At 63.2% G+C, this 18,770-nt stretch carries 17 protein-coding genes and 1 pseudogene; 8 read left to right on the top strand and 10 right to left on the bottom strand.

What is annotated here, in order from left to right:
• The first annotated feature begins 6 nt into the window (after positions 1-6).
• Positions 7-222: a molybdopterin-binding protein gene (locus tag KDB76_RS01400; protein ID WP_003255829.1), complete on the top strand. Its 216-nt coding sequence runs from the start codon at positions 7-9 to the stop codon at positions 220-222.
• Between the two features lie 97 nt (positions 223-319).
• Here KDB76_RS01400 and KDB76_RS01405 read toward each other — a convergent pair whose 3' ends face one another.
• The 4 genes from KDB76_RS01405 to KDB76_RS01420 all read right to left on the bottom strand — a co-directional run bounded on the left by KDB76_RS01405 (position 320) and on the right by KDB76_RS01420 (position 5,390).
• Entirely contained in the window at positions 320-952 is a 633-nt protein-coding gene (locus KDB76_RS01405) for a TetR/AcrR family transcriptional regulator (RefSeq protein WP_013970451.1), read from the bottom strand.
• Positions 952-2,529: a glutamate--cysteine ligase gene (gshA, locus tag KDB76_RS01410; RefSeq protein WP_162472727.1), complete on the bottom strand. Its 1,578-nt coding sequence runs from the start codon at positions 2,527-2,529 to the stop codon at positions 952-954. The genes KDB76_RS01405 and gshA overlap by 1 nt, the downstream gene beginning before the upstream one ends.
• 153 nt (positions 2,530-2,682) lie before the next feature.
• Positions 2,683-3,066 carry a PaaI family thioesterase gene (locus KDB76_RS01415; RefSeq protein WP_003257433.1) on the bottom strand — a complete coding sequence of 128 codons (384 nt, stop codon included), beginning with the start codon at positions 3,064-3,066 and terminating at the stop codon, positions 2,683-2,685.
• Positions 3,066-5,390 carry a Tex family protein gene (locus KDB76_RS01420; protein WP_013970453.1) on the bottom strand — a complete coding sequence of 775 codons (2,325 nt, stop codon included), beginning with the start codon at positions 5,388-5,390 and terminating at the stop codon, positions 3,066-3,068. The genes KDB76_RS01415 and KDB76_RS01420 overlap by 1 nt, the downstream gene beginning before the upstream one ends.
• 217 nt (positions 5,391-5,607) lie before the next feature.
• On the opposite strand from KDB76_RS01420, the gene ompR reads away from it, so the two are divergent.
• Both ompR and KDB76_RS01430 read left to right on the top strand, forming a co-directional pair.
• Positions 5,608-6,348, top strand: a complete 741-nt coding sequence (gene ompR / locus KDB76_RS01425; RefSeq protein WP_012270052.1) for a two-component system response regulator OmpR — start codon at positions 5,608-5,610, stop codon at positions 6,346-6,348.
• Positions 6,349-6,361: 13 nt separating this feature from the next.
• On the top strand, positions 6,362-7,675 hold the full coding sequence (locus tag KDB76_RS01430; RefSeq protein ID WP_013970454.1) for an ATP-binding protein: 1,314 nt from the start codon (positions 6,362-6,364) through the stop codon (positions 7,673-7,675).
• Between the two features lie 114 nt (positions 7,676-7,789).
• On the opposite strand, the gene rimK is transcribed toward KDB76_RS01430, so the two are convergent.
• Positions 7,790-8,695 carry a 30S ribosomal protein S6--L-glutamate ligase gene (rimK, locus tag KDB76_RS01435; RefSeq protein WP_013970455.1) on the bottom strand — a complete coding sequence of 302 codons (906 nt, stop codon included), beginning with the start codon at positions 8,693-8,695 and terminating at the stop codon, positions 7,790-7,792.
• Positions 8,692-9,108, bottom strand: coding sequence for an ATP-dependent zinc protease (locus tag KDB76_RS01440; protein ID WP_230491514.1), 417 nt, complete (start codon positions 9,106-9,108; stop codon positions 8,692-8,694). Before KDB76_RS01440 ends, rimK begins: the two co-directional genes overlap by 4 nt.
• Before the next feature lie 175 nt (positions 9,109-9,283).
• Here KDB76_RS01440 and KDB76_RS01445 point away from each other — a divergent pair, with 175 nt between their 5' ends.
• Complete coding sequence (locus tag KDB76_RS01445) at positions 9,284-9,685, top strand: S4 domain-containing protein (protein WP_013970457.1); 402 nt, start codon at positions 9,284-9,286, stop codon at positions 9,683-9,685.
• Between the two features lie 129 nt (positions 9,686-9,814).
• On the opposite strand, the gene KDB76_RS01450 is transcribed toward KDB76_RS01445, so the two are convergent.
• Positions 9,815-10,609 carry a phosphatase PAP2 family protein gene (locus KDB76_RS01450; RefSeq protein ID WP_023662013.1) on the bottom strand — a complete coding sequence of 265 codons (795 nt, stop codon included), beginning with the start codon at positions 10,607-10,609 and terminating at the stop codon, positions 9,815-9,817.
• Between the two features lie 121 nt (positions 10,610-10,730).
• On the opposite strand from KDB76_RS01450, the gene hslO reads away from it, so the two are divergent.
• From hslO to KDB76_RS01465, 3 genes are all read left to right on the top strand, one after another.
• Positions 10,731-11,630, top strand: coding sequence for an Hsp33 family molecular chaperone HslO (hslO, locus tag KDB76_RS01455; RefSeq protein WP_013970459.1), 900 nt, complete (start codon positions 10,731-10,733; stop codon positions 11,628-11,630).
• Between the two features lie 179 nt (positions 11,631-11,809).
• Positions 11,810-13,351, top strand: a complete 1,542-nt coding sequence (locus KDB76_RS01460) for a phosphoenolpyruvate carboxykinase (protein ID WP_013970460.1) — start codon at positions 11,810-11,812, stop codon at positions 13,349-13,351.
• Positions 13,352-13,565: 214 nt separating this feature from the next.
• On the top strand, positions 13,566-14,006 hold the full coding sequence (locus KDB76_RS01465) for a thioesterase family protein (RefSeq protein ID WP_013970461.1): 441 nt from the start codon (positions 13,566-13,568) through the stop codon (positions 14,004-14,006).
• A gap of 55 nt (positions 14,007-14,061) precedes the next feature.
• Here KDB76_RS01465 and KDB76_RS01470 read toward each other — a convergent pair whose 3' ends face one another.
• The 3 genes and pseudogenes from KDB76_RS01470 to fdhD all read right to left on the bottom strand — a co-directional run bounded on the left by KDB76_RS01470 (position 14,062) and on the right by fdhD (position 18,044).
• On the bottom strand, positions 14,062-14,544 hold the full coding sequence (locus tag KDB76_RS01470; RefSeq protein WP_013970462.1) for a glycine zipper domain-containing protein: 483 nt from the start codon (positions 14,542-14,544) through the stop codon (positions 14,062-14,064).
• A gap of 317 nt (positions 14,545-14,861) precedes the next feature.
• Positions 14,862-17,208: pseudogene (locus KDB76_RS01475) on the bottom strand (FdhF/YdeP family oxidoreductase).
• A 5-nt stretch (positions 17,209-17,213) separates the two neighbouring features.
• A complete protein-coding gene (fdhD, locus tag KDB76_RS01480; RefSeq protein WP_013970464.1) occupies positions 17,214-18,044 on the bottom strand; it encodes a formate dehydrogenase accessory sulfurtransferase FdhD in 831 nt (276 codons plus the stop codon).
• A 185-nt stretch (positions 18,045-18,229) separates the two neighbouring features.
• Between fdhD and lysM the strand changes: the two genes are divergently transcribed.
• Complete coding sequence (gene lysM, locus KDB76_RS01485; protein WP_013970465.1) at positions 18,230-18,670, top strand: peptidoglycan-binding protein LysM; 441 nt, start codon at positions 18,230-18,232, stop codon at positions 18,668-18,670.
• The last annotated feature ends 100 nt before the right edge of the window (positions 18,671-18,770 follow it).

Consider the following 18,770-nt stretch of genomic DNA (forward strand, 5'->3'; position numbering starts at 1 on the left):
CAAATCATGACCATCAAAGCCATCAACGTTCGCAACCAGTTCAAAGGCACCGTGAAGGAAATCCTGGAAGGCCCGGTACTGTCGGAAATCGACGTGCAGACTGCCTCGGGCATCGTCACTTCGGTCATCACCACCCGCTCTGTGCGTGAGCTGGAGCTGCAGGTGGGCAGTGAAGTGATTGCCTTCGTGAAATCGACTGAAGTGTCCATCGCCAAGCTGTGATGGGTGTTGGCCATGGGGCTGCTGTGCAGCCCTTCGCGGGCACGCCCGCTCCCACAGGTACTGCGCAGGTTTCATGTTTTGCGCGGCCCCAATGATCTCAGCTGGAACGCTTCGCCAGAAATGGCGGTAGATACAACCCCAGATACGCCTCGAACACTCGCTTGCCTTCCTCGGCCATGCGCGGGGTGATCGCCTCATGCAGCTGCACCGACCGCGCATACACCCGGTCACTCAATTCCATGGCCAGGGCAAACACGTCCACATCCGCCGGCATCACCGGCAGATGAAAATGCTGGCCGAACAACTTGTGCATCAAGTCGCCCAGTTCCATGTCGTGCTGCCGGTCGGCCTGCACCACTTCGCTCAGGCCATGCTGGGCCAGGATCAGTTGCCGCGCCGCCGCGTCCTCGTTATAGATATCCAGCATGCGCTGCTCGATCAGCCGTGACAGTTCGTGCCAGGTGTTGAACGCACTGCTGTCGATCGGCGCGCTCAGCGCTTCCCGGAAGGCCCGGTGCACATCGGCCGTCAACGCCTCCAGCAGCGCCGGCACGCTGGCGAAGAAGTGGTACACCGACGACGGTGGTATCTGTGCGCGCTCGGCCACGCTGTAGATCGACAGGCTCGCCACTCCCAGCTCGGCCAGTAACTCGCGTGCAGCAGCCAGGATCGCCTCGATCCTGGCCTGGCTGCTGGCGCGCGGCTTGCGCGGGGTGGCAGTGCGGGTCATCAGTTGCTGATCGCCAGGATGCTGGCCTGGTAGGCGCCGACGAACAGGTCGAAGTCGCCGACTTCCTGCTGTTCCAGGCGCGACTGCTCGGCCAGCGAGTCGCGGGCGAGGGTTTCGAAGGCCTGCTGGCGTTCGACCGGCAGTGGCTGCTCGCGGAAGGTTTCGGCGTGAATACGACTCTGGCGCAGGGCGAACTTGACGAAGCTTTCGTTATGCTCGGTCATGCGCGCCAGCACTTGGGCCGACGGGGTCAGCGAGGCGTCGTCGACCTTGGCCTGCTGGGCATCCAGGGCATTGCCGTGCTCTGCACCGCCTTGCGCCTGGTCGAGCAGATCGGCCAGTGGCCGGATACGCTCGATCAGCTCGCTGGCCCAGGTCTTCAGGCCGATCGGCTGGCCATTGCGGCGCAGTTCCAGGCCCGGGCGCCGGCCTTCCTTGACCACGGTCAGGAAGTTGTTGGTGCACTGGCCGCATTCGCCGTTGTCCAGTTGCGGGCTGTCTTCCAGCGCGCAGAACAGCAGGAACGCGTCGAGGAAGCGCGCCTCGGTCAGGTCGATGCCCACCGGCAGGAACGGGTTGATGTCCAGGCAACGCACTTCCACGTACTGCACGCCGCGCGAGGTCAGGGCCTGGATCGGCCGCTCGCCGGTGTAGGTGACGCGCTTGGGGCGAATGTTCGAGTAGTACTCGTTTTCGATCTGCAGGATGTTGGTGTTCAGCTGTACCCACTCGCCATCCACGTGCGTGCCGACTTCGACGTAAGGAGGGTAGGGCGTGCCCACCGCCTTGCGCAGGCTGTCGGTGTAGCTGGCCAGGTTGTTGTAGCACGGCGTGAGGCCGGCCTGGGCGTTGCTCTGGTAGCCCAGGTCGCTCATGCGCAGGCTGGTGGCGTAGGGCAGATACAAGGTTTCGGCATCCAGCTCTTCGAGCTGGTGCGGGCGGCCACGCAGGAAGCCTTTGTCCAGGGCCGGCGAGGCGCCGAACAAGTAAATCAGCAGCCAGCTGTAGCGGCGGAAATTACGGATCAGCGCGATATAGGCCGACGACTGGTAGTCGCGGTCGCTTTCTCTGCCGCCTTCTGCGGAGCGCAGCAACGGCCACAGCGCTTCGGGCAGCGAGAAGTTGTAATGGATACCGGCGATGCACTGCATGGTGCGGCCGTAGCGCAGGGCCAGGCCCTTGCGGTAGACATGCTTGAGCTTACCGATGTTCGAGCTGCCGTACTCGGCGATCGGGATGTCCTCCTCGGCCGGCAGCGTGCAAGGCATCGACGGGCTCCACAGGTATTCGTCGCCCAGCTTGCTGTAGACGAAACGGTGGGTCTCTTCGATGCTTTCCAGCACCTTGGCCGGGTCGGGAAGGGCCGGGGTGATGAACTCCAGCAGCGACTCGGAATAATCGGTGGTGATCTGCTCGTTGGTCAGCGCCGATCCCAGGGCTTGCGGATGCGGGGTCTGGGCCAGGCGACCTTCGTCGGTCACGCGCAGACATTCGCGCTCAATACCGTGCAGGCACTGCTTGAGCAGGGGAAGATTGGCGCCGAGCAGGCTCAGGCGGCGGTTGAGGAGGTCGCTCAAGATGTATTCCTTCACGCGTCAGTCGCCCCAATATGGGGGTAGAGATAACGGTCTACAAGGGTAGGAAGAAAGGAACTGGCGTTGTCGCCTGGTTAACGCGGATCCAGCAGTGCCAGCGCACTGCTGAAAATACCGCAGATAATGCTTGGTGAGCTAGAGAACCGCGAAGGTTCCTTGCGCTTTCGCCACCAGCTTGTCGCCCTGAACTACGTCGGCGTCGACCACCAGGGTACGCCGCCCGGCGTGCAGCACGCGGGCGGTGCACAGCACCTCGCCGTCACTGACGGCGCGCATGTAGTTGATCTTGCACTCGATGGTGACGCTTTGCTGGTCGAAGCCATGGCTGGCCGAGCAGGCCAGGCCCATGGCGATGTCCACCAGGCTGAAGATCGCCCCGCCGTGCAGCTTCTGGCCACGGTTGCGCAAGTGTGGCTCGAGCGCCAGGGCTACCTCGGCAACACCTGTTTCCAGGCGTTGCAGGCGGCAGCCGAGGAGCTGGCTGAAGGCGCTTTCGACGTATTCGCGTGGAACGTCCATCACTTCTTCTTCAGCTGCTTGGCGTTGGCGAACAGGGCTGCCATGGCGTTGTTGGCCGGTGCAGCGGTGGCGGTTTCGCGCTGGCGCGGCGCCTGCTGCTGGCGGTTGCCGCCATTGCCACGGTTACCGCCGCGGTTGCCATCGACCTTCTCGCCAGGGGTGTCGCTCATGCGCATGGACAGGCCGACACGCTTGCGCGGGATGTCCACTTCCATGACCTTGACCTTGACCACGTCGCCGGCCTTGACCGCTTCACGCGGGTCCTTGATGAACTTCTCCGACAGCGCCGAAATGTGCACCAGGCCGTCCTGGTGCACGCCGATGTCGACGAAGGCGCCGAAGTTGGTGACGTTGGTCACCACGCCTTCGAGGATCATGCCCGGTTCCAGGTCCTTGAGGTCTTCGACGCCGTCCTGGAAGGTGGCGGTCTTGAATTCGGGGCGTGGGTCGCGGCCAGGCTTGTCCAGTTCTTGCAGGATGTCGGTGACGGTCGGCAGGCCGAAGGTTTCATCGGTAAATTTCTTCGGGTCCAGACGCTTGAGGAAGCTGCTGTCACCGATCAGCGAGCGGATGTCACGGCCGGTATCGGCGGCAATCCGTTGCACCAGCGGGTAGGCCTCGGGGTGCACCGCAGAGGCATCCAGCGGGTTGTCGCCGTTCATCACACGCAGGAAGCCGGCGGCTTGTTCAAAGGTTTTCTCACCCAGGCGGCTGACCTTTTTCAGTGCCGCGCGAGTGGCGAACGGGCCGTTGGCATCGCGGTGGGCGACGATGTTCTGCGCCAGGGTAGCGTTAAGGCCGGAGATGCGCGTCAGCAGGGCCACCGAGGCGGTGTTGACGTCCACGCCCACGGCGTTCACGCAGTCCTCGACCACGGCGTCCAGGCCGCGCGCCAGTTTCAGTTGAGACACGTCATGCTGGTACTGGCCGACACCGATGGATTTCGGGTCGATCTTCACCAGCTCGGCCAGCGGGTCCTGCAGGCGGCGGGCAATCGACACGGCGCCACGGATCGACACGTCCAGGTCCGGGAATTCGCGGGCGGCCAGTTCCGATGCGGAATACACCGAAGCGCCGGCCTCGGAAACCATGATCTTGGTGATCTTCAGCGCTGGGTACTTCTTGACCAGCTCCGCCACCAGCTTGTCGCTTTCGCGGCTGGCGGTGCCGTTACCGATGGCGATCAGCTCCACCGAGTGCTTGGCGCACAGCGCAGCCATGATCGAAATGGTGCGGTCCCAATCGTTCTTCGGCGCGTGCGGGTAGACCGTGGTGTGGTCCAGCAACTTGCCTGTGGCATCGACCACAGCGATCTTGCAGCCGGTACGCAGGCCCGGGTCGAAGCCCAGGGTGGCGCGCGGGCCGGCCGGGGCGGCCAGCAGCAGGTCGTGCAGGTTGTGGGCGAACACATTGATCGCCTCGCCTTCGGCGTTGTCGCGCAGCTCGCCGAACAGGTCGGTTTCCAGGTGGGTGTACAGCTTGACCTTCCAGGTCCAGCGCACCACTTCGCCCAGCCACTTGTCGGCCGGGCGGTTGCGGTTCTCGATGCCGACGTGGTTGCCGATCATCAGTTCGCACGGGTGCAGGGTGCCGGGCAGTTCTTCGCCGACTTTCAGCGAGGCGCTCAGCACGCCTTCGTTACGCCCGCGGAAAATTGCCAGGGCGCGGTGCGACGGGGCGTTGCGCAGCAGTTCGTCATGGGCGAAGTAGTCGCGGAACTTGGCGCCTTCCTCTTCCTTGCCAGGCACGACGCGGGCGCTGAGCACCGACTCCTGCTTGAGGAAGCTGCGCAGCTTGTCGAGCAGGGCGGCGTCTTCGGCGAAGCGCTCCATGAGGATGTACTTGGCGCCTTCCAGCGCGGCCTTGACGTCGGCCACGCCCTTGTCGGCGTTGACGAAGCGTGCGGCTTCGCTTTCCGGGGCGAGGTCTGGGTTGTTGAACAGGCAGTCGGCCAGCTCGCCGAGGCCGGCTTCCAGGGCGATCTGGCCCTTGGTGCGGCGCTTCTGCTTGTACGGCAGGTACAGGTCTTCGAGGCGGGTCTTGGTATCGGCCAGCTTGATCTCGCGGGCCAGTTCCGGGGTCAGCTTGCCCTGCTCCTCGATGCTGGCCAGGATGCTGGCACGGCGCTCGTCGAGTTCGCGCAGGTAGCGCAGGCGCTCTTCCAGATGGCGCAGCTGGGTGTCGTCCAGGCTACCGGTCACTTCCTTGCGGTAGCGGGCGATGAAGGGCACGGTCGAGCCTTCGTCCAACAGGCCCACGGCCGCCTCGACCTGCTGGGGGCGTACGCCCAGTTCCTCGGCGATACGGCTGTTGATGCTGTCCATGTAAACCACCTGACATTTGTGAATACGGGGGTCGCCTGTGGGCCTGTCGCCCGGCGGCGCTGGATGAAAGCCGCGCATTATACCCATCGCAAACGGCTTGCGGTGATGGCGCCCGGCCAGCCGGAACTGGCGCCGGGGGAAAAATCTGCTAACAATGCTCACGCAACGTGCAGCAATGGCTACGCCATAATGCGCGGCGATATCAGAGGAGTTATTCATGACCGGCACGCCAAACACCGCTGAAGGTGACAAGATTCTCATCGTCGACGACGACCCGGGGCTGAGCAGCCTGCTGGAACGTTTCTTCACCAGCAAGGGCTACCGTGCCCGTGCGGTGCCCAACACCGAGCAGATGGACCGCCTGCTGCAGCGTGAGGTGTTCAACCTGGTGGTGCTCGACCTGATGCTGCCCGGCGAGGATGGCCTGTCGGCGTGCAAGCGCCTGCGCCAGCAGAACAACCAGATCCCGATCATCATGCTCACCGCCAAGGGTGACGAGCTCAGCCGTATCAAGGGCTTGGAGCTGGGCGCAGACGACTACCTGGGCAAGCCGTTCAACCCGGACGAGCTGATGGCCCGGGTCAAGGCCGTGCTGCGCCGCCAGGCACCGAGCGTGCCGGGTGCGCCTGGTAGCGAAGACGAGTCGGTCACCTTCGGCGACTACGAGCTGTCGCTGGCCACTCGCGAACTCAAGCGTGGCGACGAAGTGCACATGCTCACCACCGGCGAGTTCGCCGTGCTCAAGGCGCTGGTGATGCACGCACGCGAGCCGCTGACCCGCGACAAGCTGATGAACCTGGCGCGTGGCCGCGAATGGGATGCGCTGGAACGCTCCATCGACGTGCAGATTTCGCGTCTGCGCCGCATGATCGAGCCGGACCCGTCCAAGCCGCGTTATATCCAGACCGTGTGGGGCGTGGGCTACGTGTTCGTGCCGGACGGAAACGCCGGTAAATGATGCCGCGCCGTCGATGAAAACACCGCTCTGGTTTCCGCAAAGTTTCTTCGCCCGCACCCTGTGGCTGGTGTTGATCGTCGTCCTGTTCTCCAAGGCGTTGACCCTGGTCTACCTGTTGATGAACGAGGACGTGCTGGTCGACCGTCAGTACAGCCACGGTGTTGCGCTGACCCTGCGCGCTTATTGGGCGGCCGACGAAGAAAACCGCGACAAGATCGCCGAAGCGGCAGGCCTTATCCGGGTCACCGGCTCGGGCGTGCCCGAGGGTGAGCAGCACTGGCCCTACAGCGAAATCTACCAACGGCAGATGCAGGCCGAGTTGGGTGAAGACACCGAGGTACGGCTGCGCATTCATGCGCCGCCGGCGTTGTGGGTCAATGCGCCAAGCCTGGGGCCGGGCTGGTTGAAGGTACCGCTGTACCCGCACCCGCTGCGTGGGCAGAAGATCTGGAACGTGCTGGGTTGGTTCCTGGCCATCGGCCTGTTGTCCACAGCTTCGGCCTGGATCTTCGTGCGCCAGCTGAACCAGCCGCTCAAGCGCCTGGTGTTCGCCGCCCGGCAGCTGGGCCAGGGGCGCAGCGTGCGCCTGCCGATCAGCGATACGCCCAGCGAGATGACCGAGGTGTACAAGGCCTTCAACCAGATGGCCGAGGATGTCGAGCAGGCCGGGCGCGAGCGCGAGCTGATGCTGGCCGGGGTTTCCCACGACCTGCGTACACCGCTGACGCGCCTGCGCCTGTCGTTGTCGTTGCTGGACAGCGACAGCGAACTGAGTGACGACATGGTCCGCGATATCGAGGACATGGACGCGATCCTCGACCAGTTCCTGGCCTTTATCCGCGATGGGCGTGACGAGCCGGTTGAGGAGGTCGACCTGGCCGACCTGGTGCGCGAAGTGGTGGCGCCGTACAACCAGCCGGAAGAACGGGTGCGGTTGTGCCTGGAGCCGATCCCACCGTTCCCGCTGCGCCGGGTTTCGCTCAAGCGCATGCTGGGCAACCTGATCGGCAACGCCCTGCACCACGCCGGCAAAGGGGTCGAGGTGGCCGCCTATGTGTCGGGCGACGAGAGTGCGCCGTATGTGGTGCTGAGCGTGCTGGACCGCGGGACGGGGATCGACGAGTCGGAGCTGGAGACCATCTTCAACCCGTTCATTCGTGGTGACCGGGCCCGGGGGGGCAAGGGCACCGGGCTGGGGCTGGCGATCGTCAAGCGGATCGCGGCGCAGCATGGTGGGAATGTGGAGTTGCGCAATCGCTCTGGTGGCGGGATCGAGGCGCGGGTACGGTTGCCTTTGGGGCTGTTGCTACCGCGCAATGCCGTGTGATTGCCGGGGCCGCTTTGCGGCCCTTTCGCGACACAGGGCCGCTCCTACAGAGGATCGCGTAATCCTGTAGGAGCGGCCTTGTGTCGCGATGGGCTGCGCAGCAGCCCCAAAATCTCAGCCCTTACCCTTGGTCCGAGTCTGATTAGGCCCACCATTCTTCTCCAGATGCTCGATGATCATGGCGGCCACGTTCTTGCCGGTGGTCACTTCGATGCCTTCCAGCCCCGGCGATGAGTTCACTTCCATCACCAGCGGCCCGTGGTTGGAGCGCAGGATATCCACACCCGCCACACTCAAGCCCATTACCTTGGCCGCGCGAATGGCGGTCATGCGTTCTTCCGGGGTGATCTTGATCAGGCTGGCCACTCCACCGCGGTGCAGGTTGGAGCGGAATTCGCCTGGCTTGGCCTGGCGCTTCATCGACGCAATGACCTTGTCGCCGACCACGAAGCAGCGGATATCCGCGCCACCCGCTTCCTTGATGTATTCCTGCACCATGATGTTCTGCTTCAACCCCATGAACGCCTCGATCACCGATTCGGCGGCCTTGGTGGTTTCGCACAGCACCACGCCGATGCCCTGTGTACCTTCCAGTACCTTGATCACCAGCGGGGCGCCGTTGACCATCTGGATCAGGTCGGGGATGTCGTCCGGCGAGTGGGCGAAACCGGTAATCGGCAGGCCGATGCCGCGCCGCGACAGCAATTGCAGTGAACGCAGCTTGTCGCGGGAGCGGGCTATCGCTACCGACTCGTTGAGCGGATACACACCCATCATCTCGAACTGGCGCAGCACTGCGCAGCCATAGAAGGTCACCGATGCACCGATGCGCGGGATCACCGCGTCGAAGCCTTCCAGCGGCTTGCCGCGGTAGTGGATCTGCGGTTTGTGGCTGGCAATGTTCATGTAGGCCCGCAGGGTGTCGATCACCACCATTTCGTGGCCCCGCTGGGTACCGGCTTCGACCAGGCGGCGGGTGGAATACAGACGCGGATTGCGCGACAGCACAGCGATCTTCATGCAGCACCTGTGGCAGTAGAAAGGGTGGCCGGGAAGGCCGGTTTGTCTTGTACGTATTTGAGGCCAGGGTTGACCACCAGTTGACCATGGATCAGGGCCTTGGAACCCAGCAACAGGCGATAACGCATGTTCTTGCGGCAGGCCAGGGTGAACTCCACTTCCCACACACCATCGCCCAGGGCCAGTGACGTGCGGATGACATAGCGGGTCTGGGCCTGGCCGTTGGAGCTCTTGATGGTTTTCATGGTCACCAGCGGTGCCTCGCAGCGGCGGTGGCGCAACTGCACCACCGAGCCAAGATGTGCGGTAAAGCGGACCCAGGGCTGGCCGTCGCGCTCGAACGGTTCCACCTCGGTGGCGTGCAGGCTGGAGGTGCTGGCACCAGTGTCGATCTTGGCGCGCAGCCCGGCCACGCCGAGGTCGGGCAGGGCGACCCACTCGCGCAGGCCGATCACAGTCAAATGGTCAAATGTCTTCACGAAACGCACCCTGCGGATGAGGTGGTGAACTGTAAGCACGGCGGGGATTTTTTGCATCCGATCGTTACGGTAGTACAGTTCGATGAAACACAGCGTTCGAGGTAACGGGATGGCACAAAAAGCCGAAGACGACGACAAGGTCCGCCTGGACAAATGGCTGTGGGCGGCACGCTTCTACAAGACTCGCGCGCTGGCCAAGGCGGCGATCGAGAGCGGCAAGGTGCATTGCCGGGGTGAGCGCTGCAAGCCGGGCAAGGAGCCGCGGGTGGGTGACGAGTTCGTGCTGCGCACCGGGTTCGACGAGCGCACCGTGGTGGTGAAGGCTCTGTCGGTGGTGCGGCGTGGGGCGCCAGAGGCGCAGACGTTGTACGAAGAGACCGAGGACAGCGTGCGCCGGCGTGAACAGGCGGCGGAACTGCGCAAGGCCGGGGCGATGGGCGTGACCACCGATGGGCGGCCGACCAAGAAGCAGCGGCGGCAGATTCATCAGTTGCATGGGAGCTTCGAATAGCCGGGGCCGCTTTGCGGCCCTTTCGCGACACAAGGCCGCTCCCACAAGCAGGGCGTTGCCTGAATGCCTTGTGCGGTACTTGTGGGAGCGGCCTTGTGTCGCGATGGGCTACGCAGTAGCCCCAAGGATCTAGCGGGTCACCGCCAAGCGCCCGACCAGCGGTAACTTGGCCGTGATCGCGAACACTGGCGCCGTCCAGCGCATCAGCACCGCACTTCCCTTGGCCGCCAGCGGCGTGTAGCAGCTCCAGCCCAACGCCAGCACCGCCATCAGCAGCCCGCCGATGTAGTCATCCTGCCCCCAGTGGGCACCGGCCACCAGGCGCGGCAACATGAACAAAACCGCCAACCCCCAGACCACCAGGTACTGCACCAGGCGGCGGCTGAACACGCTCATGAACAGCGCCCAGACCAGCAGCACCGAGGCATGATCGCCCGGGAAACTCTTGCTGGAACGGTCCTTGAGCTCCCAGACCGCCTCCAGGTTCGGATAGTAGTCGCTGAGGTGCACCACCTCGTCGAACATCATCGAAGGGCTCTTGTGCTGCCAGCCGGCTGCATCCACCCACTTGGAAAACAGCGCGCGAATCACCACTAAGAGGATTAGCGTGACCAGGAAGCCGAAAAAGGCCTGGCGCACCTGGGTTGCCTTGAACACCCAGTCGCCACGGATAAGCACTGCCAGAAGGATCAGGCCGACGACGATGTCGAATGGGCGCAGGCTACCGACGGTCCAGATGTAGCGCCAGGTGGTGTTGTCGGCCAGCGGCGCATTCAGGCTGTGGAATAGCCACTCGTCGAAAGTCAGGCACAAGATCTGGCCAATGGGCCATAACCAGAAACACAGTAGAGCGATAGGAAGCAGCGTACAGGCTGCCAATGGCCCCCAGGACCACCTTGCTTGGAACAGTGGTCGATTGTCCATAAAATACCTCTATTGCAAACAGGAATCGGAGCGCCTTGTGAGCGCTCTGTCACGGGTTCTCGCATGTTTTCCGACAACCCTTGTAACCATTTTGTCATCATTTTTCAGATAGCCAAAACCTATGAGCGACTTGCCTGATACCGATTTCACCCAACGTTTCATCTTCGACGAGCGCGATGTGCGCGGCGAGTGGGTGTCTCTCGATGACAGCTACGCCGCGGTGCTGGCGCGTCATGAGTACCCACAGCCGGTGCAGGCACTGCTGGGCGAGCTGATGGCCGCCACCGCCTTGCTGGTGGGGGCGCTGAAGTTCGACGGCCTGCTGATTCTGCAGGCGCGTTCCGCAGGGCCGATCCCGCTGTTGATGGTCGAATGTTCGGGTGACCGGGACATCCGTGGCATGGCCCGCTACGAAGCGGACCAGATCCCGGCGAATGCGACCCTGTCGCAGCTGATGCCTGACGGCCACCTGACCCTGACCATTGATCCAGTCAAGGGCCAGCGCTACCAGGGCACTGTCGACCTCGACGGCGCCACCCTGTCGGAGTGCTTCACCAACTACTTCGTCCAGTCGCAACAGCTCAACACGCGCTTCTGGCTCAACGCCGAAGGCGGCAAGGCCCGTGGCCTGCTGCTGCAGCAACTGCCGCGCGATCGCCAGCCGGACGATGAAGAGCGTGAAGAAAGCTGGCAGCATGTTGTGGCATTGGCCACCACGCTCAAGGCCGATGAGTGGGCGCTGGACAACGAAACCCTGTTGCACCGCCTGTACCACGAAGATGCCGTGCGCTTGTTCGATATCCAGCCGCTGCGCTTCAACTGCAGCTGCTCTCGCGAACGTTCCGGCAATGCGCTGGTCAGTTTGGGCGAGCACGATGCCAAGGCACTGGTGGAAGAGTGTGGCGGCCAGGTTGAGATCGATTGCCAGTTCTGCAACGAGCGCTATTTCTTCGACGCCAGCGATGTGGCGCAACTGTTTGCTGGTGGCGGCACTGACGTAGCCTCAGAAACTCGTCACTGAAACGTTTAACTACAGGATAATCTCCTGTCGAATTGCGCAAAAGCGCAGTTCTGACAGGAGGGGCCTACTTTTTTTGGGCGTTTCTGGCATAATCCGGCCACTTTTTTCGCTGTAGTAGTTTTTTCAAGACAACTACAAAACGTTTGGAGCACTCGGCCTCGGGCCGGATGGGGTATCTCATGACGCAAGCCAAAAACACCGTGTACACCGACCTGAGCGTCGATGAGCTGGTAAAAGAAGCGCTGCAACGCGGTGAAGGCGTACTAGCCGATACTGGCGCACTGGTCGTGGAGACTGGTCACCGTACAGGCCGTTCGCCGGCTGACCGTTTCATCGTCGAAGAACCTTCCACCCAGGATGCCATTGCCTGGGGCCCGATCAACCGCAAGTTCCCGGCCGACAAGTTCGATGCCCTGTGGGACCGCGTCGAGGCGTTCAACAACGCCCAGGATCACTTCGTTTCCTACGTTCACGTAGGGGCGGCCGCCGAGCACTACCTGCCGGTGAAGATGACCACCCAGACTGCCTGGCAGAACCTGTTCGGTCGTTGCCTGTTCATCAACCCGGAGCAGTACAACCCGGCTGGTCGTGGCGAGTGGCAGGTCCTCAACGTCGCCAACTTCGTGTGCGAGCCTGAGCGTGACGGCACCAACTCCGATGGTTGCGTGATCATCAACTTCGCTCAGAAGAAGGTTCTGATCGCTGGCATGCGCTACGCCGGCGAAATGAAGAAAGCCATGTTCTCGGTACAGAACTTCCTGCTGCCGGCTGCCGACGTACTGCCGATGCACTGCGCCGCCAACATCGGCGAAGCAGGCGATGTAACCCTGTTCTTCGGCCTGTCCGGCACCGGCAAGACCACCCTGTCGGCCGACGAAAGCCGTTACCTGATCGGTGACGACGAGCACGGCTGGGGCGAGGGCGTGGTCTTCAACATCGAAGGCGGCTGCTACGCCAAGTGCATCGACTTGTCCGAGAAGAACGAGCCGGTCATCTGGAAAGCCATCAAGCATGGCGCCGTGCTGGAAAACGTCGTTCTCGACGCCAACAAGCACGCCGACTACACCGATGTCAGCCTGACCCAGAACAGCCGTGCGGCCTACCCGCTGGAGCACGTTGCCAAGCGTTCCGAAGCGAACCTGGGCGGCGAGCCGAACGCAGTCATCTTCCTGACCTGCGACCTGACTGGTGTACTGCCGCCGGTTTCGATCCTGAACAACGAGCAGGCGGCCTACCACTTCCTGTCCGGCTACACCGCGCTGGTCGGTTCCACCGAAATGGGTTCGGGCAGCGGCATCAAGTCGACCTTCTCCACCTGCTTCGGCGCCCCGTTCTTCCCGCGCCCGGCTGGCGAATACGCCGAGCTGCTGATCAAGCGTATCAAGGGCTTCGACTCGAAGGTCTACCTGGTCAACACCGGCTGGACCGGCGGTGGCTACGGCGTTGGCAAGCGCTTCAGCATCCCGACCACCCGTGCCGTGATCGCTGCGATCCAGAGCGGCGCGCTGATCGGTGCCGAAACCGAGCACCTGGACATCATCAACCTGGACGTGCCTAAGGCCGTTCCAGGCGTTGATACCGTGCTGCTCAACCCGCGCACCAACTGGGCTGACAAGGCTGCCTACGACGAGGCTGCCAAAGGCCTGGCCAAGCTGTTCATCGAAAACTTCAAGAAGTTCGAAGTTTCCGACGCCATCAAGGCCGCTGGCCCGCAGCTGTAAGCTGAGCTTGCCGGTAACGAAAAGGCCGCCCCAATGGGCGGCCTTTTCGTTTTCTACTGCCTGTACCGGCCTCTTCGCGGCTAAAGCCGCTCCTACAGGTACTGCACTGCATTCAACGTTGGTGGTGTAGCCGCGAAGAGGCCGGCACAAGCAGCGGGAAACCGGTTTTTCTGTTTCACTGTCAGCATTCATTGCGAAGACAAGAGCCAGCCAGATGACCGAATCCCCACAGCGCACTGCCTTCTCCCACTTCCACCCCATCCTCACTCGCCCCCAGGACAATGACCTGAATGGCCACGTCGCCGGTGCCACCGTGCATGGCTTTTTCGAAACCTCCATTCAAGCGTTCCTCGTCGAACAGGCCGAACTGGACCTGCGTGACGGCGAGCTGGCGGCCTTCGTGGTCAGTTCGGCGGCGGATTTCTACGCACTGCCCGGCTTCCCGGATGTGCTGGAAGTGGGGCTGGGGGTGATGCGCCTGGCGGGCAGCACGGTGGAGTACCGCCTGGCCCTGTTCCGCCCAGGGGAGCCGGAGGCGTGTGCGGCAGGCACGGTGGTGCAGGTGTTCATCGAACGCGCCAGTGGCCGGCCGGTGGCATTGCCAGAGACGCTGCAGGTGATCCTGTCTGGTGTACTGCTGGAACAGCAGGCATAAAAAAGCCCCGCTGGCAGGGGCGGGGCTTTTGTTGCCGGGGCAGGGCCCTCAGGCGTTAGTCGCGCCAGTGGCGCTTGTGCTTGCGATGGCCGTAATGATGGCCACGGTCCCAGTGGCGACGGTCGTCGTCATAACCACGACGGTAGCGGCGGCCATCGTGGTAATCGTCTCTGTCGGCCTCCTTACCCATGTAGTTACCCAGTGCGCCACCGGCACCACCGCCGGCTGCCGCGCCAATGTAGCTACCGGTAGTGCCGCCCACGGAGCGGCCGACCACGTTACCGCCTGCTGCGCCCAGCGCGCCGCCGATTGCGGCTTCCCCACGCTGATGCTTGTCGGCACCCAAGGCACCGCCAGCCGCGCCGCCCAGGCCGGCACCAATGGCGCCGCCGGTGCTACCACCGATGGAGTTGCCCACCACGGAGCCCAGTACCCCACCCAATGCGCCGCCAATGCCGGCCTCGGTGGTGCCGCCTGCCATGGCAACGCCGCTGAGCAAGCTGAAAGACAACAACAGTATCGAGGAGTACTTCTTCATCAAGAGAGCCTCATTAGGATGACGGGGCGATTTTTGAGCCTTACAGGCGCGGCTGGCAACGGAAATCCGACGAGTAACACGAGTTGTACACAATTCTCTAACTTACTGTATTTACTGTGAAACTTTATCGTTTTTTCGCTGTCTGAGACCTTTATGACGAAGCCCTGAACCTTGATGGAACAGGGCTTTTTTCGTTTTTGGCGGCACGGCTTCCGGCCTCTTCGCGGGTGAACCCGCTCCTACAGGGATACCACCGCTCTCAGACCTTGAGTTACCTCTGTGGGAGCGGTTTTACCCGCGAAAAGCCAACACCATTCCTACAGGATGCGCCCGTCGTCCCGCGCCCGCTCCAGTTTGATGGCAATGAACTTCGACGTCGGCGTATGGCTGCCATCGCCAATGCTTTCCAGAGGCACCAGCGGGTTCACCTCCGGGTAGTACGCCGCCGCCTGCCCGGCCGGGATGTCGAAGGCCAGCAGGGTAAAGCCATGCACGCGGCGTACATGCTCATCCCCCCACAACGACACGATGTCGACCTGCTGCCCAGGCTGGAAGCCCAGGCGGATGATGTCGGCTTCGTTGGCGAACAGCACCTCGCGCTGGCCACGCACGCCACGGTAGCGGTCGTCCAGGCCGTAGATGGTGGTGTTGTACTGATCGTGCGAGCGCATCGATTGCATGATCAAGTCTGGCACCTGGCCGCTGGCGCGTACACGCTCGTCGAGCAGCGTGTCGGGCAGCAGGTTGGCCTTGAAGTTCGCGCGGCCGGTGCTGGTATTCCATTCGCGGCTGGCGGCGCTGTTGCCCAGGTAGAAACCGCCCGGCTCGCGCAGGCGCTGGTTGAAGCCGCTGAAGCCGGCGATGGTGTCGCCGATCAGCTCGCGGATACGGTCGTAGTCAGCCACCAGCCAGTGCCAGTCCACGGGCTTCTTGCCCAGGGTGGCGGCGGCGATACCGGCGATGACCGCCGGCTCCGAGCGCATCTGCGTCGACAGCGGCTTCAGCTGGCCATTGGAGGCGTGGACCATGCTGAACGAGTCCTCTACCGTTACCGCCTGTGGCCCTTCTGCCTGCAGGTCGATGTCGGTGCGCCCCAGGCACGGCAGGATCAGAGCCTGCTTGCCGTGCACCAGGTGGCTGCGGTTGAGCTTGGTGCTGATGTGCACGGTCAGCTCGCAGTTGCGCAGTGCCTGGGCGGTGCGCTCGGTGTCTGGCGTTGCCTGGGCGAAGTTGCCGCCCAGGCCGATAAATACCTTGGCCCGGCCGTCGAGCATGGCGTGGATCGCCTCGACGGTGTTGTGGCCGTTGTGCCGGGGCACGGGGAAGCCGAAGCGCTGCTCGATGGCGTCCAGCAGGGCCACCGGCGGGCGCTCGTTGATGCCCATGGTTCGGTCACCCTGCACGTTGCTGTGACCACGCACCGGGCACAGGCCGGCACCTGGCACGCCGATATTGCCGCGCAGCATTTGCAGGTTGACGATTTCCTGAATGGTCGGCACCGAGTGGCGGTGCTGGGTAATGCCCATCGCCCAGCACATGATCACCCGCTTGCCACGGCAGTACATGCGCGCGGCCAGTTCGATATCGGCCAGCGCCAGGCCGGACTGGGTCTGGATGTGCTCCCACGGGGTGGCATCCACTACCGCCAGGTAGTCGTCGACGCCATGGCCATGTTCGGCGATAAAGGCGTGGTCGAAGACTGCCGGTTCGCCGTTGGCCTGGGCTTCGCGTTCCCATTGCAGGACGAACTTGGCCATGCCGCGCAGCAGCGCCATGTCGCCGCCCAAGGCCGGGCGGAAGAATGCGGTGTTGGTCGGCCGGTCGCTGTTGGTCAGCATTTCCAACGGGTTCTGCGGGTGCTGGAAGCGCTCCAGGCCACGTTCCTTGAGGCGGGTTGATGCACACCACCTGGGCGCCGCGTTTTACCGCATCGCGCAGCGGGTCAAGCATGCGCGGGTGGTTGGTACCGGGGTTCTGGCCCCAGACGAAAATCGCATCGGCGTGTTCGAAGTCATCGAAGGTGACGGTGCCCTTGCCGACCCCGACGCTTTGCCCCAGGGCCACGCCGCTGGCCTCGTGGCACATGTTCGAGCAGTCGGGGAAGTTGTTGGTGCCGTAGGCCCGCACGAACAGCTGGTACAGGTACGCTGCTTCGTTGCTGGCGCGCCCCGAAGTGTAGAACTCGGCCTGGTCAGGGCTGGCCAGCTTGTTCAACTCGCGAGCGATCAGGGTGAAGGCGGCTTCCCAGCTGATCGGCTGGTAGCGGTCGCTGGACGCGTCATAGACCATCGGCTCGGTCAGGCGCCCCTGGTACTCCAGCCAGTAGTCGCTCTGCTGCAGCAGCGAAGTGACGCTGTAGCGGGCGAAAAAGGCGGCATCGACGCGGCGCTTGGTCGCCTCCCAGTTCACTGCCTTGGCACCGTTCTCGCAGAACTTGACCATGCCGCTTTCCGGCGAGTCGCCCCATGCGCAGCCGGGGCAGTCGAAACCGCCGTTCTGGTTGGTCTTGAGCAGCGCGCGAATGTTCTTCAGCGCGTTATCGCTGCCAACCCAGGCCTTGGCCACGCTGCGCAGCGCGCCCCAACCACCGGCGGGGCCGTGGTAGGGCTTGTAACGAGGTGGAGAGGCTGGGGCGTTGTCCGGGAGGTGTTGGTACGAGGTCACGACTGTTACGACTCCGCCGCTGGGCTGTAGACCCGCGGTGCGCTGTGCTTGGGCAGATGGATAAGGTTGAGGTTGTGCTTGCGCGCCCATTGCAGGGCAAGGCCGGTGGGCGCCGACAGGCTGACCAGGGTCTGGATACCGGCCCGCAGCACCTTCTGGATCAGCTCCAGGCTGCAGCGGCTGGTGACGATGGCCAGGCCACCCTGGCTGTCGATGTCTTGGCGAAGCAAGGCGCCGATCAGCTTGTCGAGGGCGTTGTGTCGGCCGATGTCTTCACGGCCTAGCAGCAGCTCGCCATGGCGGTCCATGAACAGCGCCGCATGCACCGCGCCGCAGTGTTGGCCGAGGGGCTGGAAGGCATCGATGCGCTCACGCAGGCCGACCAACCATTGCGCGGGTGGCAAAGGTGCGCCAGGCAGCTTGGCCAGCTCTGGCAGTGCCTGCTCCAGCGCTTCGACCCCGCACAGGCCGCAACCACTGGTGCCGGCCATTTGGCGGCGCTGGTTTTTCAGGTTCCAGAACGCACGGCTGGAAATCTCCAGGTCGGCGTACATTGCCGAGCCGCTGCCGGAGAGTTTCAGGTCGTAGATTTCCGTTGTGCCTTCGACTATGCCGCTGCCGACACTGAAGCCGACGGCGAAGTCTTCCAGGTCGGTGGGGCTGACCAGCATCACCGCCTGGTTCAGGCCGTTGTAGGCAATGGCCAGGGCCACTTCTTCGGCCAGGGGCGTGCTGTCGCGTCTGGCATCGTTGAGCTGGACGTAATCGTAGGTGTTGCTGGCGGCGGGCATGGTCAAGGGCGATGAGGCCGCGCAGACCGGAGGCTTGCTGTTCATCGGGGCTGACTGTTCATCGGACTATCGGCAACTTTCAGATAGCACAAGCCTAGGCGTGCGGGCCGGCGGCGTCTAATCGCTAGGGTCTATGCCTTGATAGACCGCGTCGATTGGTCGCATGGGGCGCCAGGGGAAAAGCTGGCCTAGACTGCTGTGTCCGAGGTTTCGTCAACAAGGAGAGCGTTATGAGCTTGTTCAGTTTCGTCAAGGAAGCGGGCGAGAAGTTGATCGACCTGCTGACCCCCGGCAATGCCAATGCCGAAGAGCAACTGAAGAAACACGTGGAAAGTGTCGGCCTGGGCAACCCGAATATCACGGCCACTGTAGAGGGAGACACGATCATCCTCAAGGGTGAGGTGGCCAGCCAGGAGGAGAAGGAGAAGATCATCCTGGCGGCGGGTAACGTCGAAGGCGTTGCCAGTGTCGACGACCAGATCACCGTGACCGGGCCGGTGGCCCAGGCCGCGCGGTTCGTGACGGTGGAGAAGGGGGATACGTTGAGCGCGATTTCGAAGAAGGTGTATGGCGACCCCAACAAGTACCAGAAGATCTTCGAGGCCAACAAACCGATGCTCAAGCACCCGGACAAGATCTATCCGGGGCAGGTGCTGCGTATTCCTGACTGATCTCTGCAGCCTGTACCGGCCTCTTCGCGGGTAAACCCGCTCCCACAGGGATCGCACACAGTTCAGACCTGTGGTGATCCTGTGGGAGCGGGTTTACCCG

Source organism: Pseudomonas sp. JS425 (genome assembly GCF_018223845.1).
Classification (GTDB): Bacteria; Pseudomonadota; Gammaproteobacteria; order Pseudomonadales; family Pseudomonadaceae; genus Aquipseudomonas; species Aquipseudomonas asiatica.